This window comes from Vibrio marinisediminis, assembly GCF_014050145.1.
Taxonomy (GTDB): Bacteria; Pseudomonadota; Gammaproteobacteria; order Enterobacterales; family Vibrionaceae; genus Vibrio; species Vibrio marinisediminis.
The window spans coordinates 50386-75464 of record NZ_JACFYF010000004.1 but is presented as its reverse complement, the minus strand read 5'-3'; the positions used below and the strand labels follow the sequence as shown (position 1 = coordinate 75464).

The window sequence follows — 25079 nt, the reverse complement described above, 5'->3', positions numbered from 1 at the left end:
TGAATTAGTCGATAGCCATAGCTGTTCACCCATAATTAAATCTCTGTTATGGGGATATCAGTGCCCGATTGCTTACGTTTTTTATGCGCCATTTTTTTCAATGGTGGGCACTTTCCATCGTTGGAATAGGTGATTTGGCAGTCAAGACAATAGTGGCATTCGCGCAGGTTGATCACGCCATCCGGTTGTATGGCTTGAATCTCGCACTCTTTGGCGCAAATTTTACAAGGTGAACCACATTCAGGGCGACGCTTAAGCCAATCAAATAAACGCACACTATTCGAGACAGAAAGCGCAGCGCCAAGTGGGCATAAATAACGGCAGAACGTCTTGCGATTAAATAAGTTAAGGGCGAGTAAGAAAACAGCCCAAAGAATAAATGGCCATTCTCGATCAAATTTGAGTAAGAAGGTGGTTTTGAACGGCTCGATTTCTGCGAACGTTTCAGCCAGAGCAAGCGAGTCTAATGAGATACCAAACAGAGCCAACAAAATTAGATATTTTATCGCCCATAGTCTTTCATGCACTGCCCATGGCAGTTCGAACTGAGGAATTTTCACATAGCGTGCGGTTTGGTTAATCAGTTCTTGTAGCGCACCAAATGGGCATAACCACCCACAATAAACAGCACGACCCCAAAGCAACATAGTAACGGCAGCCGTCACCCATAAAATGAAAATAATAGGGTCAAGTAAGAAAAGATCCCACGAAAAGCCTTTGGCCATCGACTGCAAGAAGGTAAAGACGTTGACGACAGAAAGCTGCCCTCCCCATACCCAACCAATAAACACCACAGTCACCACTAAAAATCCATGTCTAAGTCGGTGCATAAATGTTGGGTGTTTAACCAAAATATCTTGGAAGAATAAAATCAGCAGCAGTACACCGATTAAAATAAGAAGAATAATGACTTTGACTTGGCTCTCCTGCCAAACTTGCTCGGTGAGACTAAGTTCAGGCTCTAGAACAATCGGTGCCGGAGTGTCTACATATTGTTCGAGTACATCGTAGCTCGCTTTAAAACTGGTAAATACACTATCAATTGGACCGGTTTGTCGACGTACAAGCAGTTCTAATTGCCAACTGGCTCCGGGGTCAAATTCATGATGTGATTGTACTTTAAATACCGACATTTCATTAAAATGAGGGGCATCTTGGGTGTACAAATCAGAAATGCGGTTATGGTCGAGATCACGAAAGGTTATTTCATTATCATTTTGGTGGAGTTGAATTCGGTCAAATATCCCACCACGCACATAACCCGAGCCTTTGTAAGAATAGCCGTTACCAAACACCGCGATAAGGTGCTCATTGGGTTTAAGTTGTTTAATTTGCCACTGATACTCTGCTTCACCAAACAGGTTTTTACCAATAGTAGGAATATCAGCAAGGGCATAGTAAATCTCAGCAAACATCTCATCTTTTTTTGACGCATCTACAGTGTCAACATTTTCCGCCTCAGTGTCATCAAACGCTTTCTGTACCGTTTCATTGGTTAAGTACAGCTTTCTTATTGACCCATCGCCGGTTAAATCAAGCCAACTTTTGGGGCTAAATAGCTCTTGCTTAATTGTTGAGATAGGCTGAATGATGTTGGTTTGGCGCTCAATAATACCCAGAGACTCTGCCGCCTTGGTGGCTGATTTGGTTATGGCCGCATTCATCACCATCACCGTCACAGTAGCCCCAGATAGACCATCAATAGGGATATAGCCTTTATTCGGCTTGCCACCTACTTTGATTCGGTCTTTGACAGAAAGACCTACATATTGATCGCTAAAATCCCACAATTTACTCTCGGGAATACCAGCTAAAATAATCGGTTCATGATGCTCAAGTACTTTTGAGGCAAGATACTCCCCTCTAGGATCGATGATCACTAACATATTGACTGGCTCACCAGAATAGGCAGGAATTTTCGCTATATCGTCCGTTTCGAATGCATACCCAAGGATCTGTTGATCTTTCTTTACCACTCGCAAAAGTGGCTCACCCTGCTTGTCAGAGATACTGGTTAAATTAGGAAATGTTTCTTCTATAAGAGGGATTGGGTCTTTCGGGGGGCTAACAAATAGTGCTTGAGCTGAAAATGAAAACAATGTGAGCAAAAAAACAGAGCAGATCAGGATTACAGTGGTTTGGCTTTTATTAAACCAACATGGTGCTCGTAACATGTAACCCATTTGCAGCTCCATATGAGGCAGGTCAAAATGTTACTTAAGACTAGTTGATGAAAAATCAAACAGATTGATTTACGTCAATTTTTTGTATTCTAAATGTTTTATTTATGTAAATAGAGGAATTGATCACGTGACGACATATGAAATAGAATTGCCACAAATTAACCATATTAAATGCGTGGTTAATTTGGAAAAATCAGGAAAACAACCTCAGATTTAGGCTATTTAACTGCTGCCAAAGCGCTTAAAGACACCATCTCTTAACGCTTCAGTAGCAGTTGAAAGCAATACAATGGGCAAAGTGTTCTAAACATCGCTCCAAGGTAATAACTTAGGGATAACAAAACTGGAAAAACAACTTAGGCTTTTCTAGCCCAGTCCGGTAGGTTTTGAATGTGGTTTTGCCAATCCACCACTTCAATTTCGTACACCACTTTGTTACGTACGCTCTCTCCAGCTTTGTGCATTGCCGATTTAGACCCGGTAATTAGCGGATGCCATTCAGGCAGAGGCTCATTTCGCGCTAATAAGCGATACGCACAGGTATGCGGTAGCCACTCGAAGTCTTCAATGTCTTCACGAGTAAGCTTGGTGCAGTCTTCATCTGAGGTAAAACGATTCGCGTAATCTTTACATGAACACGTTTTGCTATTTAACCAACTACACGCCACATTGGTGTAGTAGATTTCATCGGTATCTTCATCCATGAGTTTATGCAGGCAGCACTTGCCACAACCATCACAAAGCGCTTCCCATTCTTGGTCGCTCATTTGTTCTAGGGATTTCGTTTGCCAAAATTGTTCGCTCATAGACTCATACTTCGATTCAAAACAGGGTGCGATTTATACCGCTCTCAACTAATAAGTGCAAGTCTCACACTGAAATAAGCGCTTTTCTCTGAGTGTTCTATTCTTAATACGTCATTGACACTTCAACTAAGGAGTACACATGGGCGTAATTTCGTGGATCATTCTCGGCTTAATCGCGGGGGCACTTGCGAAATGGTTAATGCCAGGCGAAGACGGCGGCGGTTGGATCGCTACAATGGTTCTTGGCATTGCTGGCGCGTTTGTCGGTGGCTTTCTAGGTGGCTTACTTGGCTTTGGTGGTGCAGACGGTGTCAACATTGGCAGTATTGTGACCGCTACGTTGGGGGCGTTTGTTCTGCTCTTCTTATATAACCGTTTTATTCGCAGTTAACGCTACTAATCCCTAAGCCCCACTATTGGGGCTTGATTATTACTTCTCGCCTTATACTGGCAACCTATCAAACAATCCTCTAGAATCGCCCCTCTTTGAATTCCATCGTTTAACTTTACTGCCGATACGCTCGACCACCTTTGAGGGAAAAAACATGACCGCCACTACTATCGAAGTCTCCACTATCGACGCTTCTGATTGGTCCCCTTGTATCTCTGCCACTTTGAGCCGAGGCTGCGGCGCGTGCTGCATTGCCCCTTCTATCAGCTCGCCAATTCCCGGGATGCCAAATGGCAAACCTTCTGGCGTGCGCTGTATTCAGTTAAACGAACACAATCTGTGTAAGATATTTGGTCAGCCAGAACGCCCAAAAGTCTGCTCGGCATTTGATAGTGATGACGCTATTTGCAGCGGTGGTCCTGAGCAGGCGTTAGCCATTTTATTAGATTTGGAATCAGCAACGGACTGAGCTTTTTCTCATTTGTTACAAGAAAAAAATCCCGTCAGGGGGAGTGACGGGAATTTGTTCAGGCTAATGGCGCATTGCTTTCATCGCGCTGTTCGCAACTATTTCAGTTGCCATTTAGCCACAATCTCTTCTGCACGTTTCAGGAGCTCAGTGCTAGAAGTAGACTGCATAAACGCGGCGTTATCACGCACTTGCTCTTCGGTATGAGCACCGGCAATGACCGGACCGACTTCTTGTTGGGCGACTAGCCAATGAATAGCTAAGTGAGCCAGTGAAATGTTCGCATCTTTAGCTAAGCTTTTTAGCTGTTCAACACAATCGAAGTAAGGTTCAAATGCCGCACCATTGAGTTTTGGGTTATTGCGGCGGTCATCATGCTCATCCCAATTACCGCTTCGTTTTAATGTGCCGGTTAGCAAACCTTGCATCAGTGGTGAGTATGGCAAGTACTTCATGTCATGCTCTTTACAAAATGGCAGCGCTTCTTCACGGGCGCGATATTGCAATGGGATGTTGTGGTAATGCTCTGGGTTTTGCTCAAGTAAATTATACAAACCTTGGAAGGTTGCTACCTCCACGCCTGCCATCATTTCACGAGTCATCTCTAACGAGTAATTTGATACACCCACATGGCGGATTTTGCCTTGTTTTTTTAGCTCAGCTAACGCTTGCGCGGTTTCGCTGATTGGTGTGTTTGGGTCAGGCCAATGCACTTGGTATAAATCAATATAATCAGTTTGAAGACGAGTCAAAGAGTCATCAACCTCTTTAAAGATGCTCTCTTTGCTGAGATCTTTACGCGTTTTTCTTCGCTCATCTTGTGACCACGGCAAACCACACTTTGTCGCAATGATGATTGAATCACGCTGCTCGCCTTTTAGCGCTTTACCTAAGACCGTTTCCGCATGCCCTTTGCCATATACTGGTGCTACATCAAAGAAGTTGATCCCGGTTTCAATCGCCGTTTTAACTGCGCGAATGGACTTATCATCGGTGACATTGTTCCAAGTACCACCAATCGCCCAGCAACCAAAGCCGATTGCTGAAGCATTGATGTCTTTAATTTGTTTGTATTTCATCAGGCAAAATTCCGTTATTTAAGCTCTTATTAATTATTCATTTTTGTTTGGTTATACCCACATTATTTGAAGATGCAGGTAGGCGTTTCGTATTCTTTATGCCTTGGCTTTTATGGCATTTCTCGTGCGAAACAGGTCGCGAATTTTGAGCACCAGAATCATGCACGCCAACAGCAAAGTGATGGCATTGGCAACAATGATTGGCCAGTCAACCATCGCAACGCCATACACAAACCAAAGAAATACACCAAAAACAAACAAACTGTACATCGCGAGTGAGATAGAGGCCGTGTCGCCAGTTTTAAGGATGTGAAGAACTTGGGGCACAAACGAGCATGTAGTACAAAATGCCGCGACGTAGCCAAGTGTTGTAATATCCAACATTCGTTACACCTATGAAAAATGCCCCGCATTGGCAGGGCATTGATGGTTAGTTACGACTATTTCATTTCTACCCAGAACTCTTTGTTCGCTTCAACTAGGTCATCCAGAATCGCTTTCGCTACCGACGCACTTGGAATCGTTGCCGACAGTGTTAGTGCTTGCCATAGTCTTTGTTTTGATTGCTCAACATGCGCTTGAACAACCAACTTCTCAACAGAAACTTGTTGGCTCATCATGCCTTTTTGGAACTCAGGGATTTCACCAATTTGTAGCGGTTTTGCACCTGTGTTGTCGACGATACATGGGATTTCAACCATCGCTGTTGGGTCGAAATTACTGATAGCGCCGTTGTTAGGTACAATCAACAACATACGTTCTTTGGTGTTGAAAGCAATCGCTGTTGCCAAGTCAACAATGTAAGAAGCATGCTCTTCCACTTCAATGGTCGTGTCTACCGCGGTACCAGCTGCGATAATGCGATGACACTCTGTAAATACTTCTTTCTCACGACCTTCCATTACTTCGTTCGCGCGAGTGAACTCTTTGTTTGAGTGCTCTACTACGTAGTCTGGGTACATGTAGTATTTTAGGTATGTATTGGGAATCGTTTCTGGATCCAATGCATACACATCGCGTACTTTGATGAAGGTTTCTTTCCAAGATTCATCGGTATGCTGTGCGCCATTCATCGCGCTTGGTGGCAAGTAACCGAACTCTTTGATGTACTCTTTAATGCGTGGCATTAGGTCTTCACCTGTTTTCGCATCTTTAAACTCTTTCCACCAACCGAAGTGGTTTAGACCGTAGTACATAATGTCGAACTGCTTGCGATCTTCGTAGCCCAAGATTTCTGCAATACGAGTTTCAATACCAATTGGCATATCACAGATATTAAGCACTTTTGAGTTAGGACGCATTACACGGCACGCTTCAGCTACGATAGCCGCTGGGTTTGAGTAGTTCAGCATCCAAGCATTTGGCGAGTATTTTTCCATGTAATCAATCATTTCGATTACTGCAGGGATAGAGCGAAGACCGTAAGCCATACCACCAGCACCACAAGTTTCTTGGCCAACACAGCCATGGCGTAGTGGGATTTTCTCATCTTGCTCACGCATTGCATATAGACCCGCACGAATGTGTGCCATGCAGAAATCAACATCTGTAAACGCTTCTTCTGGGTCTGTGGTGTATGAGAACTCGATATGTGGTGCACGTTCTTTCAATAGAATCTTACACGCTTCCGCTACCGTCTCTTGACGAGCAGCAAAGTTGTCATAGAATTTCAGTTTGCGGATAGGAAAACGATCTTGGTTTTCCAATAGCATCATTACGATACCAGGTGTGAATGTTGAACCGCCGCCTGCAATAACTACTGAGAATTCTGTTTTCATAATAAGCCTCGCTTAATGTGGGCGGCGCCAATGCCGCCCTATAAATTAGTATGTGAATCGTGTTTAAATAAAATCTGTTTGTTTCGAAATCTTGTTTAAGCCTTTATGGTATCTACGCTACAACCTTTAACTCGCCGTACTGAGTGTTAGCTCTTGTTGTTTTTCTTTCTGTTCTTCTTTATATGCGCTGACTATCTGCTCGCACTGCTCTCGAAGCTGAGGGACACTCAGACCAATAATGACTTGCACTGCTTTACCATTTTTGACTAAGTTCACCGCGCCTGTACTCATGAAATATTCTGCTGATTGAACTTTGTCTGGGTCTATCACCGTGACTCGAAGGCGAGTCGCGCAGTTGCTTAAATCTTCTAGGTTTTCAACGCCACCTAGCCCTTCAATGGTTTCAATCGCTTGGATTTGTAGCGGGTTAACACCTTGCGCGTCTTTGCCTGTAATGCCATGTTTCTTGTTAAAATCATCTTTAGTGTGCAGTTTCATTTCTGCGTCACCTCGACCTGCAATTGGCACATCAAATTTGATAATCAGGTACTTAAAGGTGAAGTAGTAAATAACCGTAAAACATAGACCTATCGAGATTTGAGTCACCACCATCGCGGTATGGTTACCAAGCAGTGGAATCCAGTTACCAGTGATAAACTCAATCAAACCACCACCCATGTTGCCAACAACACCAAAGCTGTACATCACCATCGCCATCGTACCTGCTAGGATTGCATGAATCGCAAATAACCATGGCGCAATAAATAGGAAGGTAAACTCAAGCGGTTCAGTAATACCCACTAACACAGCCGTAAAGGTTGCAGGGATAAGTAGCGCAGCCACTTTCTTACGGTTTTCAGGTTTTGCCGTGTGGTACATCGCAAGCGCAATACCCGTACAACCAAAGACTTTAGAGTTGCCGTGTAAAGAAAATCCACCCGCAGGGAACAGCTCTTTCATGCTTTGGCTTGATTGAGTAAATGCTTCTAGGTTAGTAAACCAGTCCACAGTAATACCGTTTGGCGTGACAACGTTGCCAAATTGGAACGGGGTATAGATAAAGTGATGCAGACCAGTAGGAATAAGGATTCGTTCAAGAGCGGTGAATAGCCACACACCAAATGCGCCAGATTCAACAAAGAATGTCTGTAAACCTAAGATGCCGTGCTGAATAGATGGCCACACGTATAGTGTTAACCAAGCGGCTGGTAACATGGCAAAGAAAGAGATCATCGCAACGTATGAAGCACCTTGGAAAATACCTAAATATGCGGGTAATTGCTTCTCAAATGTACGGTTGTGAATCCAAGTCACCAGACCGGATATAATAATCGCGCCGAAGATACCGGTATCAATGGTCTTAATACCTGCAATTTCAGTTAAACCCGATGTTCCGCCGATTGCTTGCGTGAAATCAACACCGAAATATTCACCCCAGAAGCCACCCATCGCGCCAACGAAGTAGTTAAAGGTTAAGTAAGAAACCATCACCACCATCACTGCTCGTGCATGGGCGGTTTTTGCTAAACCAATTGGCAAACCTACAGCGAATAATAGAGCCATGTTGCGGAAGATAGTCCAGCCACCCTCTTCAATGACTTGTAACACTTGATAATACAATCCGTTTTTATCAGCTAGATCACCAACAAAAATCGGGTTTTTAAGAACAATGGTTAAGCCGACTAATATCCCCACAAATGGGAACAGCAAGACCGGGGTAAACATTGCTCCGCCTAATCGTTGTATCGAACTCAACATGGCAGTGTCCTTAAATTTGTTATTAATATTTTCCAGAGTGTTCCGTCTTTCGACAGGATTTAAACTACTCCAACAAATTAGACATGACAAATATAAGATATGTTTAACGTGATCAAGTACAAATAAGAGATGTATTTTGAGATATCGATCAATATTTAATACCTTTGAGTAACAATTAATCGCATTTTAACCATAACAAGCTGATTTTGAACTGTGCCACAGATAATAGGTAATTGATTTGTTCTATTAAAATATGGTAAATTTATCCCCTAAGAGAGGTGGCATATGCTATATAAGAAGGTGATGCAGGACTTGCGTTCCCGCATTGATTCAGAAGAGTTCTCTATTGGTGATACTTTACCAACCGAGAAAGAGTTGATCGGACAATATTCCGTTAGCCGTATCACTATTCGTAAAGCGATAGACGAACTGGTCGCACTTAGTTTAGTAGAGAAACGCCAAGGGGCTGGTTCGACGGTTATTGGTAAAACCATGGTTAGCTCAATGCTGACACTCAAAAGTACCAAGGAGTACTTAAGCGACAGTAAATCGAAGCTTGAATATAAGATCTGCGAATTTGCGTTGATCGACCCTGATGAAGATCTCGCCGAGATCTTAAAAATCGGTATGGATGAAAAAGTCTACTTTATTCGCCGTTTTAAACTGGTAAACGATTTACCCTCGGTTTATGAAGACTCATACATGCCGATGTCGATGTACCCGAAAATGAATGTAATGTCGATGGAAGGCTCTAAGTATCGATACTTAGAAGAAGAGCTTGGTTTTGAAATTGATGGCGCTTATCAAGATTTTGACGCCATTTTACCTGATAAACACATGTGCGATACTTTGAAGGTCGATCCAAAAAAACCGTTAATTCAGATCCTTTCTCTGGGTGTGTTAAAGGATGGGCGTATCTTTGAGTACACTAAGATCACCTCAAAACCTGAGACGATTTCCTACAAACACTATCTCAAACGTTAATCAACTCTAAGACCAACGATTGGTTGGTCTTATGCCTACAATGACTGCGGCTCTAAAACACAAAAAGTCGCCCCGAAGAGCGACCGTTTGTGCTTATTTTACCAATTCCAAGGGAATTGATTTATGTCGATGCCATCAAACGATGCATCAATTGTTACCCAATTCTCGTAAATATAGATATATCGTATCTCGCGAAATACCTAATTGATTGGCAACCATCAAAACCGCATCTTTTATCTTAAATATGCCTAATCCATGTAAGCGTGTAACCACTTCTCGGTTACGCTTTGAAGGCGGAATCATCTCGTTTTGCCATACTTCGGTTTGCACCGTATCAATGGTACTTTCTATCGTCTCATCGATGTTTCTAGCAAAAGTTTCAGGTGAAGCCACTTCCAATTCATTGTCCGAGCATGGCGGCAATAACGTTTTTAAGAATGACTGAATAGGCGCATCCATATCCACGTTAATACACAGCAAACCAATTGGCTTATTTTTTGGGTTTCTTACGATAGTTGTAATAGAGTGCAATGTCTTACCGCATGAGGTTTTAGTCAAATACGAGTCAGAAACATCCTTGCCCTCTTTTAATTTCATCAAAGCTAAGTTGGTGATTGGAGCCCCTTCACCTCGTTCAGTAACATGGCCATTCGCGATTTTTATAATTGCCGGAGATTCGGCATCAAGGCTGTGGAGCACGACTTCGGTATATTCGCCATACATACGAGCAATACCATCAACCACATTTCTCATCGAGTAAAGAATATCAAGATCACTTTTGGTCAGTTTCTTTATTTCCAATCTACTTGCCTTAGCTTTTTACGATAAAAAGGAAGGGCTCGAAAACGTTACACAGTAAATTGCTGTATTAAATACGTAATCAAGCCCATGCTCACTATAGTGTTGTCTCTTCGCTTACCATTGACTCGTTTAACCGACTAACGAGAAGTTGCAGCAAGGCTGGATGCTCTCATTCCGTGAAAGATCATCCAACGAATACATAGGCGTATCTATGTATAAGGGAATCATTCATTTACCGCACGATTACCCTTCTAGCTAGTCAATTATTTCATCAAAAAGCGATGAGCGGTTTAACTACAGTTTGTGAGCAATTGCTTCAACTTCGATAAGAACACCAAGTGGTAGATCTTTTACTGCAAAACAGCTACGTGCTGGGCACTCTTCTTTGAAGAAGTCTGCGTACACTTTGTTGAATTCAGCGAAGTCAGAAATGTTTGCTAGGTAGCACGTTGTTTTTAGGACTGTATCAATGCTGCCGCCGCCTGCTTCTAGAACAAGCTTAAGGTTAGTTAGTGACTGAACGCTCTGCTCAGTGATACCACCTTCAACAACTTTGCTCGTTGCGCCATCTACAGGTAGCTGACCAGAAGTAAAGATCATATCACCAAAAGTAGTACCGTGTGAGTATGGACCGATAGCTGCAGGAGCTTGTTCTGCGCAGATCACTTTTTTCATGATTTTCCTCATATATATTTTATTTTTAATTCAAATTGTTTTGAGCAACAACTTATCACCGCGCCATATTCTCAACAAAATATGATTTATACAATCGGTATAGATCACATATTTGGTATTAGTTACCCAAATTAGCAAGATCACTCAACTATTTCTGAGGTTTATCTGCCAGTGAATTCAGCAAAAAACTAAAACTAATTTGATGTTTTCCATATGCAATAGTGAACAGACTGCATACTTGGCTGGCTTGATTTCATATCAAAGTAAGCAAAATGAACAATCTTTGACTATGTTCAGCAAGTACTCTCAAAGAGGATCTCGTCGTTATGAATAGATTATTAGCAGAAATGTTAGGCACCTTTTGGTTGGTTTTAGGGGGCTGTGGTAGTGCCGTATTAGCGGCAGGATTTCCAGAAGTGGGCATAGGATTACTCGGCGTGGCACTGGCATTCGGTTTAACCGTCGTCACCATGGCTTACGCGATTGGTCATATTTCAGGTTGCCATTTGAACCCTGCGATTACGGTTGGGCTATGGGTTGGCGGGCGCTTTGATGCAAAAGACGTTTTGCCCTACATCATTGCTCAAGTGATTGGCGGTATTATTGCGGGTGGTGTTTTATATATTATAGCCACAGGGCAAGCAGGCTTTGATGTTCCGGCGTCCGGCTTTGCCGCTAACGGGTATGGTACGCACTCCCCAGGGCAGTATTCACTAACGGCAGCATTAGTCTGTGAAGTGGTGATGACGATGATATTTTTGCTGGTGATTATGGGCGCAACAGATGCTCGCGCACCACAAGGGTTTGCCCCATTGGCTATTGGTTTATGTTTAACCTTAATCCACTTAATTTCTATTCCAGTGACGAATACCTCTGTCAATCCAGCGCGTAGTACAGGCGTTGCGGTGTATGTGGGTGACTGGGCGGTCAGCCAACTTTGGCTGTTCTGGTTTGCCCCAATTGTAGGCGCAGTGATAGGCGCTTTACTCTATAAAGTCATTGCCGGCAGCGATGAATAAGGTTTAGTAAAAAATAAAGCCGCTTAAAGCGGCTCTATTTTTAATAAGTCAGATTTTGTGACGCCCGAGTAAGGAGTGAGACAAGGTTGTACCATCAACCAACTCTAACTCGCCACCCACTGGCACACCATGGGCGATACGACTCGCCTCAACTTGGTGTTCATGACACAGTTCTGCAATGTAGTGCGCGGTAGCCTCGCCTTCAACCGTTGGGTTAGTGGCTAGAATCACTTCTTTCACATCCCCACGGCGCAAGCGGTAATCAAGCACATCTAAGCCAATGTCACTTGGACCAATACCATCCAGTGGTGACAAATGCCCCATCAGTACAAAATAGCGTCCTGAAAATTGACCGGTCGCTTCCACCGCAGCAATATCTGCTGGGCTTTCAACCACACACATCAAACCGTTTTCTTGACGTTTAGGATTGGTACAGATATGACAAACGTCTTCCTCGGTAAAGGTTCGACATTCATTACAATGACCTATTTCAGTCATTGCTTGGCTCAATGCATCGGCAAGCTGCAATCCGCCTTTTCTATCTCGCTGTAACAAATGAAAGGCCATACGTTGCGCCGACTTGGGACCCACCCCAGGTAGACAACGTAAGGCCTCCATCAATTGCTCCAGCATATGACTGGTGCGCATTTACTAACCTTGCTGATTAGAATGGCATTTTCATGCCTGGTGGTAGTTGCATACCGCCAGTCACTTGAGCCATTTTTTCTTTTTGCGTTTCTTCTACGCGACGAGCTGCATCGTTAAATGCCGCTGCGATAAGATCTTCAAGCATCTCTTTGTCGTCTTCCATCAAACTCTCGTCGATGTCGACACGACGCACACTATGGCTGCCAGTGATAGTCACTTTAACTAGGCCAGCACCTGACTCGCCAGTTATTTCCATATTTGCGATTTCTTCTTGAAGCTTTTGCATACGATCTTGCATTTGCTGGGCTTGCTTCATCAGGTTGCCCATACCGCCTTTACCAAACATGTTTATCTCTCTGGTTGTGCTTAACAGAACTTTAATTTAATAAGGTTCAGCTAATTGCTTGTGGTTGTAATGTTAGATTGGGGTCAAAAGTAATGCTTTCAACCCTAAACTGGTCTCACACTCTCTTTATCTAGCTCGGCTGCGAAGCGTCGCTCTATAAATTGTACGTGAGGATCTTGTTCTAAGCTGTCAAATGCTTGTTGCAACTTACCTTGATAGAGTGCTTCGCGCAGCTCCAGTGGGGTTTGCCCTTTGTCACCTATCTCAACGGTTAAGTGACATTCTTCTCCAAGGTTATCATTTAACGCCGCTAACAACTCAGCTTGTGCACGATCGGTATTCAAATGTGCTTGCTGCGCTCTTAGCGTTAACGAAATGGTAGAACCATTCTTCTCATAGAATGAGTTTAGTGCGAGCTGTTCAACAAGTTTTGCGGTATTCAACTGGTCGATCATCGCCGCCCATGAATTCTGCACGATTGACTCGTCTGCTAGCCTTTTAACCATTTCAGGTGTCTTTTCATGTTCTAACGCTTGTTTAATTTGAGTCGGCGTTAGTTCTTTCTTTTCTTGCTTGATTTGCGGAGAAGATGGCTTCCAGCGGTACGCATCATCCTTCTCTGCCTCTACTGGGACAGAAGGCAAACCATGCTTGAATGGCGACACCTGCGCGGCTCCAGCGTGTTTTTGAGCAACACGGTCGAGCACAGATTCTTTCTTATTTGCAGATGTCGCATTAGCCTTTTTTGGCATACCACCGGTTGGAGTTTGCCCAGAGCGCTGAGAACGCAACTGATGACGTAAACCACCAAGTGATGGACGAGCTGAAGGCTCAACTGCCGCTTGGCTCTGTGCCTGAGGCGGTTGTTCTTGACGCGGAGCCACATGCTGCGCAGGCATAGGGGCTGCGTCATACTCTTCATAATAACCTTCTGGCGGCGGAGCAAGATCATATTCCGGCGCCATTGGTCGCGGAGCTGATGGCTGCGTATTTGGCATTCCTGCTGCAGGGCTAGGCGCACTCGCCATTGGCGTATTCGTTATCGGTGCCGAATGCTGTGGTGCACTTTGTTGTGATACCACTTGTTGAACTGGTGTTGGTTGACTTGCTGTGGTTGGCTGTGCAGTTTGAGCAGGATTCGCATTACTCACCTGTGGTTGCGCCACTTGAGTAGAAATCAGATTGCTGCTTACTGGCGCAGGACGAAATGCCATCATGCGCAGAACCACCATTTCTAAACCAACACGTTCAGAAGGAGCAAACGGCAGATCTTGGCGACCTTTGAGTGCAATTTGGTAGTATAGCTGTACATCTTCCGGTGACAGAGCACGGCTCAACAACTCAACTTTTTCAGCGTCAGGCTGTGCTTTATCCAATGTCGATGGCAAAGCTTGGAACATAGCAACTCGATGCAACTGCGCTGCTAGCTGATTGAGTAAACCATCCCACTCAACACCGTTTTGTGCCAAACGCAAGATTGCGTCCATTGCCGTTTGCGGCTGCTTCGAAGCGATCGCATCTAATAAGTGCAATGCTTGGTCGGTATCAAGCGTCCCCAACATGTGGCTAACAAGTTCGGTTTGCACTTGACCATTACCTAGGGCAATGGCTTGATCTGTCAAACTCAACGCATCACGCATACTGCCATCTGCGGCATGAGAAATCATGCCAAGAGCGCGCTGTTCAAAACTCACTTGTTCGTGGTTAAGCACGTGCTCTAATTGCTGATGAATATCATCAACACTGATTGGCTTAAGATGAAACTGTAAGCATCGAGATAAGATCGTCACCGGCAATTTTTGCGGATCAGTGGTTGCCAAAAGGAACTTCACATACTCAGGCGGCTCTTCCAACGTTTTTAACAACGCGTTGAAACTGTGGCGCGACAGCATGTGGACTTCATCGATTAGGTAAACTTTAAAACGTCCGCGTGCAGGTTTGTACTGTACGTTGTCGAGCAGTTCACGAGTATCTTCCACTTTAGTGCGCGACGCCGCATCGATTTCGAGCAAGTCTACAAATCGACCTTCATCGATCTCACGGCAAGTATCACACTCACCACATGGCGTAGCGGTTATTCCTGTTTCACAGTTCAAACCTTTGGCAAACAAACGCCCGATTGTGGTTTTACCTACCCCACGCGTGCCACTGAATAAGTAGGCATGGTGCAAGCGATTTTGCGCTAAAGCATTCTCTAGAGCGGTTAAAACGTGGGCTTGACCAACCACTTCTTTAAATTTAGTTGGTCGCCATTTTCGCGCTAAGGCAAGATAACTCATGAACTATTCCGATTAGTGACCGTCGAACTCGCAGATGCTGTAAACATTCAGACCTAATTTCTCTAGGCGCTTGTCACCACCGATTTCCGGTAGGTTGATTACAAATGCTGCGTGTTCAACTTCACCACCAAGTTGGCGGATAAGCTTAGTTGTTGCTTCAATAGTGCCGCCAGTCGCTAGTAGATCATCAACAACTAGTACTTTGTCACCTTCATTGATCGCATCAACGTGGATTTCTAATGTGTCTGTGCCGTACTCAAGATCGTAAGTTTGAGCAACAGTTTTACGTGGCAATTTACCTGGTTTGCGAACAGGCACAAAACCAACGCCTAGTTCAAGCGCAAGAGGCGCACCAAATAGGAAACCGCGAGCTTCAGTACCAACAACCTTGGTAAAGCCCATCGCTTTATATTTATCAACAAGCAGTTGGATAGTTGCTTGGTATGCTTGTGCATCTTCAAGAAGACTTGTTACGTCGCGGAAAAGGATGCCTGGTTTTGGGTAATCAGCAATGCTTTTAATGCTCGCTTTGATCAATGAGATTGTTTCAGTCGTCATAATTTATTCTTAATGATTGGCTGCGAAGTCGTAATAATTTTAGCTCACGACTTACGAATACTAATTGTTTCCACCCTACAAAACTGAAAAAGCCAAGGATGAAAAAACAAACGCCCACCTAATTACGTGGGCACACTTCTCGCCAATCTTAGTGATTTTCTTCTTGGTCAGCAAGGTGCTCTATCACAGGCAAACGAATAAACCAGCTAAGTAGGACTAGCAACATGACTAGTAGCATAATCTTTAGCCAATCATGGGGGACAATATAGATAGATAACGCAAAACTCGCGACCATCATCAGCGCGCCACGCCATTTTACTTTTTGCGACACAGCACGATGTTGCTGCCAATTCACGATAATCGGTCCAAAGATTTGATGTTCACTTAACCAGCGGTGAAAACGAGGGCTACTGCGCATGAAGCATGCACTGGCAAGTAAAACAAATGGCGTAGTTGGAAGGACAGGAAGAAAGATGCCAAGGACACCTAAACACAAGCTAAAGCCACCAATCAGGTTTAGTAGAAAACGTCGAATAACGATGGCTCAGCTCCAAATAATCTAGAATCCAGCATACCCGTTAATAACGCGCATCCAAGTCAACGTAGCTGGAAGTGTTGGGATTAGTAGTACTGCGATAAACCCAAGAAAGTAGAAGATATTATAAGGTTCTTTAAAATCTTTGTCTGCCATTGCTCAATCTCAAATTGGTAAGAAAATTTAAAACACTTAAAATCAATACAAATGTTATTGATATGTATTTTTTATGTTGAATTAAGACTATACCTCAATCTTTAGGCGACAAACACGGAAGATAATTGGGGTTATTAATAGGAAAAAGCAGCTCATTAGGCTGCTTTTCTGGGACCGAAATAATGTTATTTCATTCTAATTTGGGTACTTATCGATTATCTCAAGTGCAAAGCTACTTGTTCCCATTCGGCTTGAGCTAATAGAACAACGATTGCCCAACTTTAAATCCATAACTTGATGGTTGCCCGCCGATAACTCACCTAAACGACGACTCGAATGAATTTGCTGTGAACCATTTTGGTCAGAAACCCTCACTTCTAAACCCGCGGGAAGTATACTGAGCGTCCCATCCACCACATCGGCTATACCCAATACAACATTGATTGGGGAGGCACAATGTGCGCAATCAATCCCCTTCTCTAATATTCGCGCAATATTATTCAAGTCGGTACTTTGCGATTTCAGACCACGCAAATAGTCATGGAATAGCGCTCTAACGAGCAATGTTGTTGCTGCACCATGTTTTGTTTCACTATCCGAATCCACCAAATAAAAAACAAACTGCCCACTGATCAACCATGCATAATCAAACACCAGCGGCATAACATCCGTTGATTGAAGTAAGCGATAGGTACACTTCCAATCGCCTTGTGAGGTTTCTTTCTCGGGTAGTAAAGCCAGTAAAAAGTCTTTTGCCGCACTAGGATTTTGCGCTAAATATTCTAAATGCCAATGCAGTTCTTGCTCTTCTGGCATTTCAGCGCCATCAACTCGGAACCATTGAGTGGCAATGTCACGCTGATCACTCAGATGGCTGTCAGCATCCTCAAGTGAGCTTTCAATTGCATCACGTAAGTTGTCTGGGTTAGAAATGGGTTTGGTAAGAAAATCTTTGATGCCGCATTTAACCACTTTCGCCACATCAGAAATACTTTCAGTCGCAGAAACGACAATCATAGGAATCGAAGGATAAGCAATGCTAACTTCTTCAACGAACTCAACACCGTTTAAAACGGGCATTAATAAATCGCACAACACCAAATCGGGTTCGCATTCTCTTAAGAATTTTAGTCCTTCGAGACCGTCTTCTGCTTCTATAACTTCATAGCCTTGAGACTCCAAATAGGTTCCGGTCATTCGACGAAATATTGGGTCGTCATCAACCAGCATTACTCGTTTTCTTTGTAAAGCCACAGTGCTTGACGGTAAGACCTCCGCTTCTGATATCTTATGCATAGTACCGCCTTAAATCCCCTTATGGGTTAAGAAATATTAACTATTGTTATATTTATTATCTAAACAAAATGCTCCTCTTACCTTAGACTCGAACCTTAGTTTATACAAATTAGAGTGTTTTCTGTTTGGTTGCATACCAGATGTAATCAAAATAACATAAGATCTCATTACTTGTTGATGTGTCTCAATCTTTAACAGAGATGATCAATATAAATTAACGCAAATCGTAAAAAAATGTGTCCGAATGATGAAATTAGATGACCTAAACCTGTTTCGATTGGTTGTTGAAAATGGGAGCTACACAGCAACATCACGTAAAACGATGATCCCGGTTGCAACTATAACGCGACGTATTCAAGCTTTAGAGGACTCATTGAACCTGCGTCTACTAAATCGCCATGCACGTAAGCTATCGCTCACTGAAGCTGGAGAACGTTTTTTTAGCGAGTGCTCGCCTCTATTACAGCGTCTATCGAATGTAACTGAAGAGATCTCTGACGAGTGCCGCGGGGCTGCAGGTAAAATTCGAATTTCATCACCATCAAACCTCACCAAGCGTATGATGATGCCGATGTTCAATGAGTTTATGTGTCAATTCCCTGACATTAGTATTGAACTCACCACCAGCAACCATGCTGATCAACTGGATCCAACGGAATGGGATGTTATTTTCCGAGTTGGTCCCCAGCGTGACTCTAGCTTGATCGCCCGTAAGATCAGTTCAGTCAAAGATATTTTGGTCGCAAGCCCAGGCTACTTAAGCCAACATCCAGCACCTGTACATGCGGAAGAATTGCACAATCACTCACTGTTAAAAGGTCACCCGTTATTAAAATGGCAGTTGATCAATGAAAGTGGTGAAGTGGTGATCAACAATGAGAAAGCTCGATTCCAAGCGAGTGCTCTCAACGTTGTTCGCAGTGCTTGTTCAGAAGGCTTAGGCATCACACTAATGCCCGATGTGATGATTCGTGAATACATTGAAGATGGAAGCTTAGTACAGGTATTACAAGATTGGAGCGCTAACCCGCGTGATATCTACATGCTATACAACCATAAAGATCATCTTCCAGAAAAAGTGCGTCTATTCATCGACTTTGTGATTGCTTACAACATTCACTAACGCGTGTTTCGAACAAAAAAGAGCTTGGTCAATACCAAGCTCTTTTTCTATGTGCTCTAATTATAGAAATTCAACAAAGCGGCTCAAATCACGATCAGGTACCTTCATCGGTGTACACCCTGCGGTTCCAAGGTATAGGAAGCCTACGATCTGATCATCACCTTTCAAGTGGAACGCATCTCGAACTTCTTGATGAAACATCCATTTTCCTGAACGCCAAAAACCTTGGTAATCTTGTGCTACCGCCGCCATCTGCATCGCATGAACCGCACAACCCGCAGAGAGGTGTTGTTCAAATGCTGGAACTTTGTCATGCGGCGTCACTTTTGCGATCACAGTAATCACCATTGGGGCACGAAATGGCGCATTTTTTACCTTTTCTATCACCGCCTCATCACTATTCTCAGCTTTTGCCGCCTTTACTAATATATTGGCTAGTTTCTGTAAGCCTTCTCCTTGGGAAATAACAAAACGCCATGGTGTTAAACCACCATGATCCGGAGCACGCAAACCTGCACGAATAATATTTTCCAGCGCTTTTCCTTCCGGAGCAGGGGCTGACAAACGCCCTATAGAGCGTCGGTTAAGAAGTAAATCTAGAGCATCCATAACCATTCCTTTTGTTTGATATATACCCAAGTAACCTCAAGATACTTAGTTCAGCGAGAGTTGTTAGGTTTGCAGGCAAGGCGTTGATTTGCAAATCTAGTCGCTCTAAATTAAGAATCGATAACGTAGTCTGCGAACCTAACAAACTCGCCCTTCGGGAGCCTGTCACTGGAACCATTTTTTCGTCAAACAACTAGGAAATAGATGGCTATTCCACGTCGTTGTTTTCCTTGAACTGGAACCAATGACAAGGCTCTGAATCTTGCATCTTGAAGTCACTTGGGTATAACTTTATTCATTGTTTTTATAGTGAATAATTACCACCTTCCAACCGTTAAGGCAATTTTGGACAATAAAAAAGCTGACTCAAAAGCCAGCTTTAATTCTAGGTTTATTTTAATGCGTGGTTAAATTAGAGACTCAATACCGTAGTCCTTGCCGTAATTCTCCACCACAAAGTCGATATCTTTATCACCGCGACCAGACAGATTAATTAGCACTGAACCTTTCAACCCTTGCTTAGCTAATTTTATCGCGTAAGCGACCGCGTGGGCGGATTCAATGGCTGGGATGATTCCTTCAAGACGAGAGAGTTCAAAAAAGGCATCAATCGATTCTTTATCATCAGCCGTGCCGTATTGCACACGACCCAAGTCTTTTAAGTAACTGTGTTGAGGTCCAACAGATGGGTAATCTAAACCGCTCGCAACCGAGTACACTTCTTGTGGTTCACCCGCGTCATCTTTTAGCATATAAGATTTAAAGCCGTGCATCACACCAGGCTCACCAAGAGATAGTGTCGCCGCATGCTCACCCACTTCTTGCAATGAACGACCCGCGGGTTCAACGCCATGGATTGCCACTGCTTCATCTTCTAAAAATGCACTAAATAGTCCCATAGCATTGGAGCCACCACCAACACAAGCAACTAAATTGTCCGGCAGTTTTCCTGTCATCTCTTGGAACTGCTCTCGAGCTTCATTCCCAATAATTGATTGGAAATCACGTACCATCATTGGGAACGGGTGAGGACCAACAACCGAACCAATCGCATAAAGCTGGCTAATAGGATCTTTTAAATACGCTTCAAAAGCCGCATCTACCGCTTCTTTTAATGTTTTGCGCCCATGGGTAGCTGGGATCACATTCGCGCCAAGAATGCGCATACGCACAACGTTTGGATGCTCTTTGGCAATATCCACTTCACCCATGTAGATATCACATTCTAACCCCACTAATGCCGCAGCCGTTGCTAGCGCAACACCATGCTGCCCTGCCCCGGTTTCGGCAATCAGTTTCTTCTTACCCATTTTCTTTGCTAGTAATGCTTCACCTAGGCAGTGGTTGATCTTATGTGCACCAGTATGATTCAAATCTTCACGCTTAAGGTAGATCTCTACACCGTATTTTTGCGACAGATTCTCTGCGTGGAAAATAGGACTCGGACGACCGACAAAGTGCTTATACAGTCGTGCCAATTCGGTTTGAAACTCGGGGTCTTGTCGGCACGCGTTATACTCTGCGGTGATTTCGTTCATTACCTTTTGCAACTCTTCAGGAATAAAGCTGCCGCCGTATTCGCCAAAATAACCTTGAGCATCAGGTAAAGCATGATTGAATGTGTTTTTCATGAGGTTCCTTGTCCTATCCAACTAGTACACCTGAACATCATATGGTTAAAATGTATCGCTCACAAATGCAACAAATGACATTAGCTAGCTAAGTCACACTTTTTTAACAAAAATAGCAGCTTAGAAAATAAATACTTAAAGAATAAAAGCTTGGAAAATAATAGATTTCAAAATAAAAAGGTGGGCATTTCGCCCACCTAAGATCTCTACTTTGCAAGAAGACAAATACTCAATTAAGAGTAGAACCCTTCTCCAACACTCGCTCTGGTTAACAAACCATCACACGGAGCAAAACGGTCGCCAAACTTAGATGCATATTCGTTCATGATCTCAACCAACTTAGCGATACCAATTTGATCCATATAGCGGAAAGGTCCACCCAAGAATGGCGGGAAGCCGATACCAAATATAGCCCCAATATCGCCATCTCTCGCGGAGCGAATAATACCTTCATCCAAACAGCGTACCGCCTCATTGAGCATTGGCAACATACAACGCAGTGCCACCTCTTCCTCGCTCAGCTTTGCTTCTGGCTTAAGATTAAGTAGCTTATATACTGTTTTATCTACTTGTTTATCTTTACCTTTGTAGGTGTAGAACCCTTTACCACTCTTACGCCCTTTTCGGTCGTCATTGAGTAGGGTTTCAAACACATCGGGACCTTGGAAACGTTCGCCCAACTCCTTCACCAATATCGGCATTATTTTCGCGCCAATATCAACGCCGACTTCATCCAATAAGGTAATTGGACCTACCGGGAATCCAGCATTAAGCAGCGCAGTATCCAACAGCTCAATTGGCTCGCCCGTTAACAAAATTTGCGCCGCTTCATTCATGTAAGGCGCAAGAATTCGGTTGACGTAAAAGCCCGCTTGGTCTTTAACAACAATAGGAGTTTTACCTTGTTTACGCGCCAACTCAACTACGGTTGAAATGGTCTCGTCAGATGTGCCTTGGTGAGGGATCACTTCCACCAGCGGCATTTTTTCTACAGGGCTGAAGTAGTGCAGACCCACCACGTTTTCCGGCCTTTCTGCTTTCTCAGCAATTTGTGAGATTGGTAATGAAGAAGTATTGGTTGCAAAGATGGTGGATGGTTTAGCATTTTGCTCAACATCTGCCACCATTTGCTGCTTAAGTGCTAGATCTTCGAATACCGCTTCTATCACCACATCAAGTTGTTCAAAACTGGTAAAGTCAGTACCACCAGAGAGTTGATACATTTTACTTTGCAGTTGCGCTTTACTGATGATGCGGCGCTTACGCTGCTTATCAAACAACTTGTAGTTGTAATTCAGTGCGTTAAGTACGCCATCATTACTGACATCTTTAATACGAACAGGCAATTTAGCTTTGGCAACGGAGACATTAGCAATACCGGCTCCCATTAAGCCGCCACCTAACACACCGACTCTTGTTACCACAACTGGCTTGGCATCACCGCCATGTTCTTTTTTCATCTCGGTGGTGGCAAAGAATATTGAGCGCAGCGCTTTAGATTCAGGTGTCATCACTAACTCACCAAAGCGTTTGGCTTCGTATTCAAGCCCTTTAGTCATGCCTTTTTCTAACCCGTAGCGAATCACGTCTAAAATCGCTTCCGCCGCAGGGTAGTTACCACGAGTTTTCTGATGGGTTTTCTTCGCCGCTTGCTCAAAAATAACCTTACGCCCTAAGCCCGTTTTAGAGATTAACTTCTCTTTGGTGGACTCTTTGCGCTTAGCTTTGCTGCTTTTCTCAACAAATTGTTTTGCAGCATCAAGCAAAATCGTATTCGGTACGCAAGCATCCACCACGCCCAACTTCTTCGCTTTTTTAGCTCTTAATTGCTTACCCGTTAGGATGAGATCCAGTGAAGGAAGCAAGCCAATTAGTCTTGGCAAACGTTGTGTACCACCAGAGCCGGGTAATAAACCAAGCTGTACTTCGGGTAAACCGATGCGAGTTTTATCATCATCGCTACAGACACGGTAATCACACGCCAGTGCGAGTTCTAAACCGCCGCCCAAACAAGGACCATGGATGGCTGCAACCACCGGAAAAGGAAGTGCAGACAACTTTTGGAACATCTCCTGCCCTTTAGCCGCAAGATCTTGTGCTTCTTGGCTAGACTGACATGCGTCTAACATACGAACGTCAGCACCTGCCACAAAGTTGTCCGGCTTACCCGAATGTAAGATAAGTCCTTTCAGTGATGCCTGCTGCTGTTCAATTTCAGCGAACACTCGCTCCATATCTGTCACGAAAGCTGCTTGTAAGGTGTTCATTTTTTCATTCGGAACATCAATACATAGCCACGCAATGTTTTGCTCATCTACCGTTAGATTGAATGCTTTTAACTCAGTCATTACTCAACCTCCAAAATCATTGCTGCGCCCAAACCACCTGCAGCGCAGGCGGTATTTAATGCCAAACCACCGCCACGACGCTTAAGTTCACGAAGAGTTTGCGTCATCATACGGGCGCCGGTTGCAGCAAATGGGTGACCATAAGCCAGAGAACCGCCAAGCACGTTAAACTTATCCATATCTATTTCGCCAATCGCTTTGCTTCGCCCAAGTTTCTCTTGTGCGAACTTATTACTAGCGAACATTTTCACGTTTGATAGTGCTTGAGCAGCGAATGCTTCATGCATATCAATCAAGGTTAAGTCATTTAATGTGATGCCTGCTCGGTCCAATGCCATTGGCGTAGCATAAGAAGGGCCCATCAACATATCTTGTTCAACCCCAATGGCTGAAAAGGCATACGAACGAATGTAACCGAGGATCTCAAGACCCAGTTCTTTCGCTTTTCCTTCTCGCATCAACATCACTGCCGCCGCACCATCAGTAAGTGGTGTACTGTTGGCTGCCGTCACAGTGCCGTATTGGCGGTCAAAAGCGGGTCTGAGTTTGGCGTAAGTTTCTAACTGAGAGTCGTGGCGGATATTATTGTCTTCTGATAGCCACTTTTTATAAGGTTCAGGGAACGCCGTCATCACTTCACCAGCAATTTTCCCCTCTTTCCAGGCAAGAGAAGCCAGTGAATGTGAACGATGTGCTAGCGCATCTTGTTCAGCTCGAGTAATACCGTGGCTTTTTGCCATCTGTTCAGCCGTTTGCCCCATCGACAATCCAGTTGAATACTCAGCAACCGCCGGAGGAACTGGCATAAGATCTTTTAAGGATAAACTTTTAAGAATTTTCAGCTTTTGCGCCACGGTTTTGGTTTTACTCAGCGCAAGCAGATTGGCAGCCAAAGTCTTCGATACCCCAATTGGGAGAACCGATGATGAATCCGCACCACCCGCGATACCAACATCAATCGTTCCTGACATAATGCTTTCTGCCACATTGACCGCCGCCTGAAAACTGGTCGCACACGCTCGTGTCACACTGTAAGCATCAGTGTGAACGTTCATTCCGGTGCCCAGTACGATTTCACGCGCAATATTTGGTGCTTCTGGCATCTGTACCACTTGACCAAACACAACCTGCTCAATCATTTTCGGATCGATATCGGTACGAGTGAGCATTTCACTGATCACCATTTTGCCCAGATCAACCGCGGGTACTTGGCTAAATTCCGTGCTCTGCCGTGCGAATGGGGTGCGCAACCCTGCAACGATAGCGACTCGTTCCCCTGAGCGAGTGGTTACTTCCTGCTTACTCATTGTTTCTCCTTAATCAATAAGAGGTCTGACCAGGCTCATTGTAATCAATTTGTTAAATCAATCAAACGATTTATACCCAAGTAATCTCAAGATATGAGTTTCAGCGAGAATTGTTGGGTTTGTAGACGCGGAATCGATTTGAAAATCTAGTGGACTAAATTAAGAATCGGTAACAACGTCTACTAAACTAACAAACTCGCCCTGTGGGAGCCTGTCACTGGTGCTATTTCATCGTCAAACAACATGGAAATAGATGGCTATGTACACATCGTTGTCATCCTTGAACTAGCACCAGTGACA

At 44.0% G+C, this 25079-nt stretch carries 23 protein-coding genes; 5 read left to right on the top strand and 18 right to left on the bottom strand.

Annotated features, from left to right (window positions below; all coding sequences use genetic code 11):
* Positions 1-35: 35 nt before the first annotated feature.
* Both nosR and H2O73_RS08710 read right to left on the bottom strand, forming a co-directional pair.
* Complete coding sequence (gene nosR, locus H2O73_RS08715) at positions 36-2183, bottom strand: transcriptional regulator NosR (RefSeq protein ID WP_220457527.1); 2148 nt, start codon at positions 2181-2183, stop codon at positions 36-38.
* 356 nt (positions 2184-2539) lie between these two features.
* Complete coding sequence (locus H2O73_RS08710; protein ID WP_182108463.1) at positions 2540-2989, bottom strand: YcgN family cysteine cluster protein; 450 nt, start codon at positions 2987-2989, stop codon at positions 2540-2542.
* Positions 2990-3128: 139 nt separating this feature from the next.
* Here H2O73_RS08710 and H2O73_RS08705 point away from each other — a divergent pair, with 139 nt between their 5' ends.
* Both H2O73_RS08705 and H2O73_RS08700 read left to right on the top strand, forming a co-directional pair.
* Positions 3129-3380 (top strand): GlsB/YeaQ/YmgE family stress response membrane protein, encoded by a 252-nt coding sequence (locus tag H2O73_RS08705; RefSeq protein ID WP_182108462.1) that lies wholly within the window; start codon positions 3129-3131, stop codon positions 3378-3380.
* A gap of 154 nt (positions 3381-3534) precedes the next feature.
* Complete coding sequence (locus tag H2O73_RS08700; RefSeq protein WP_182108461.1) at positions 3535-3849, top strand: YkgJ family cysteine cluster protein; 315 nt, start codon at positions 3535-3537, stop codon at positions 3847-3849.
* 98 nt (positions 3850-3947) lie between these two features.
* On the opposite strand, the gene H2O73_RS08695 is transcribed toward H2O73_RS08700, so the two are convergent.
* The 4 genes from H2O73_RS08695 to H2O73_RS08680 all read right to left on the bottom strand — a co-directional run bounded on the left by H2O73_RS08695 (position 3948) and on the right by H2O73_RS08680 (position 8464).
* On the bottom strand, positions 3948-4928 hold the full coding sequence (locus H2O73_RS08695) for an aldo/keto reductase (RefSeq protein ID WP_182108460.1): 981 nt from the start codon (positions 4926-4928) through the stop codon (positions 3948-3950).
* A 96-nt stretch (positions 4929-5024) separates the two neighbouring features.
* Positions 5025-5312 (bottom strand): SemiSWEET transporter, encoded by a 288-nt coding sequence (locus H2O73_RS08690; protein WP_182108459.1) that lies wholly within the window; start codon positions 5310-5312, stop codon positions 5025-5027.
* A 56-nt stretch (positions 5313-5368) separates the two neighbouring features.
* A complete protein-coding gene (locus tag H2O73_RS08685) occupies positions 5369-6706 on the bottom strand; it encodes a 6-phospho-alpha-glucosidase (protein ID WP_182108458.1) in 1338 nt (445 codons plus the stop codon).
* A 126-nt stretch (positions 6707-6832) separates the two neighbouring features.
* Positions 6833-8464 (bottom strand): alpha-glucoside-specific PTS transporter subunit IIBC, encoded by a 1632-nt coding sequence (locus H2O73_RS08680; protein ID WP_182108457.1) that lies wholly within the window; start codon positions 8462-8464, stop codon positions 6833-6835.
* A 285-nt stretch (positions 8465-8749) separates the two neighbouring features.
* Between H2O73_RS08680 and H2O73_RS08675 the strand changes: the two genes are divergently transcribed.
* On the top strand, positions 8750-9448 hold the full coding sequence (locus H2O73_RS08675; RefSeq protein ID WP_182108456.1) for a GntR family transcriptional regulator: 699 nt from the start codon (positions 8750-8752) through the stop codon (positions 9446-9448).
* A gap of 147 nt (positions 9449-9595) precedes the next feature.
* Here the strand turns inward: H2O73_RS08675 and H2O73_RS08670 are convergent, their stop codons facing one another.
* Complete coding sequence (locus H2O73_RS08670; RefSeq protein WP_182108455.1) at positions 9596-10249, bottom strand: helix-turn-helix transcriptional regulator; 654 nt, start codon at positions 10247-10249, stop codon at positions 9596-9598.
* 294 nt (positions 10250-10543) lie between these two features.
* The gene (locus H2O73_RS08665) at positions 10544-10924 is read right to left on the bottom strand and encodes a RidA family protein (protein ID WP_182108454.1); all 381 of its coding nucleotides are present in this window, start codon (positions 10922-10924) and stop codon (positions 10544-10546) included.
* Positions 10925-11250: 326 nt separating this feature from the next.
* Between H2O73_RS08665 and aqpZ the strand changes: the two genes are divergently transcribed.
* Positions 11251-11943 (top strand): aquaporin Z, encoded by a 693-nt coding sequence (aqpZ, locus tag H2O73_RS08660; RefSeq protein ID WP_182108453.1) that lies wholly within the window; start codon positions 11251-11253, stop codon positions 11941-11943.
* A gap of 48 nt (positions 11944-11991) precedes the next feature.
* Here the strand turns inward: aqpZ and recR are convergent, their stop codons facing one another.
* The 6 genes from recR to H2O73_RS08630 all read right to left on the bottom strand — a co-directional run bounded on the left by recR (position 11992) and on the right by H2O73_RS08630 (position 17761).
* Entirely contained in the window at positions 11992-12591 is a 600-nt protein-coding gene (gene recR / locus H2O73_RS08655; RefSeq protein ID WP_182108452.1) for a recombination mediator RecR, read from the bottom strand.
* A gap of 16 nt (positions 12592-12607) precedes the next feature.
* Positions 12608-12937, bottom strand: coding sequence for a YbaB/EbfC family nucleoid-associated protein (locus tag H2O73_RS08650; protein WP_182108451.1), 330 nt, complete (start codon positions 12935-12937; stop codon positions 12608-12610).
* 104 nt (positions 12938-13041) lie between these two features.
* The gene (gene dnaX, locus H2O73_RS08645) at positions 13042-15216 is read right to left on the bottom strand and encodes a DNA polymerase III subunit gamma/tau (RefSeq protein ID WP_182108450.1); all 2175 of its coding nucleotides are present in this window, start codon (positions 15214-15216) and stop codon (positions 13042-13044) included.
* Positions 15217-15228: 12 nt separating this feature from the next.
* Positions 15229-15774 carry an adenine phosphoribosyltransferase gene (apt, locus tag H2O73_RS08640; protein WP_182108449.1) on the bottom strand — a complete coding sequence of 182 codons (546 nt, stop codon included), beginning with the start codon at positions 15772-15774 and terminating at the stop codon, positions 15229-15231.
* Positions 15775-15922: 148 nt separating this feature from the next.
* Positions 15923-16315: a YbaN family protein gene (locus H2O73_RS08635; RefSeq protein ID WP_368737156.1), complete on the bottom strand. Its 393-nt coding sequence runs from the start codon at positions 16313-16315 to the stop codon at positions 15923-15925.
* A 345-nt stretch (positions 16316-16660) separates the two neighbouring features.
* On the bottom strand, positions 16661-17761 hold the full coding sequence (locus tag H2O73_RS08630; RefSeq protein ID WP_182108448.1) for a response regulator: 1101 nt from the start codon (positions 17759-17761) through the stop codon (positions 16661-16663).
* Positions 17762-18008: 247 nt separating this feature from the next.
* On the opposite strand from H2O73_RS08630, the gene H2O73_RS08625 reads away from it, so the two are divergent.
* Entirely contained in the window at positions 18009-18884 is an 876-nt protein-coding gene (locus H2O73_RS08625) for a LysR family transcriptional regulator (protein ID WP_182108686.1), read from the top strand.
* A gap of 60 nt (positions 18885-18944) precedes the next feature.
* Here H2O73_RS08625 and H2O73_RS08620 read toward each other — a convergent pair whose 3' ends face one another.
* From H2O73_RS08620 to fadI, 4 genes are all read right to left on the bottom strand, one after another.
* Entirely contained in the window at positions 18945-19493 is a 549-nt protein-coding gene (locus H2O73_RS08620) for an NAD(P)H nitroreductase (protein ID WP_182108447.1), read from the bottom strand.
* Positions 19494-19900: 407 nt separating this feature from the next.
* Positions 19901-21124 (bottom strand): tryptophan synthase subunit beta, encoded by a 1224-nt coding sequence (gene trpB / locus H2O73_RS08615; RefSeq protein WP_182108446.1) that lies wholly within the window; start codon positions 21122-21124, stop codon positions 19901-19903.
* Positions 21125-21357: 233 nt separating this feature from the next.
* Positions 21358-23472 carry a fatty acid oxidation complex subunit alpha FadJ gene (fadJ, locus tag H2O73_RS08610; protein WP_182108445.1) on the bottom strand — a complete coding sequence of 705 codons (2115 nt, stop codon included), beginning with the start codon at positions 23470-23472 and terminating at the stop codon, positions 21358-21360.
* Positions 23472-24779: an acetyl-CoA C-acyltransferase FadI gene (gene fadI, locus H2O73_RS08605; RefSeq protein WP_182108444.1), complete on the bottom strand. Its 1308-nt coding sequence runs from the start codon at positions 24777-24779 to the stop codon at positions 23472-23474. The genes fadJ and fadI overlap by 1 nt, the downstream gene beginning before the upstream one ends.
* Positions 24780-25079 lie beyond the last annotated feature (300 nt).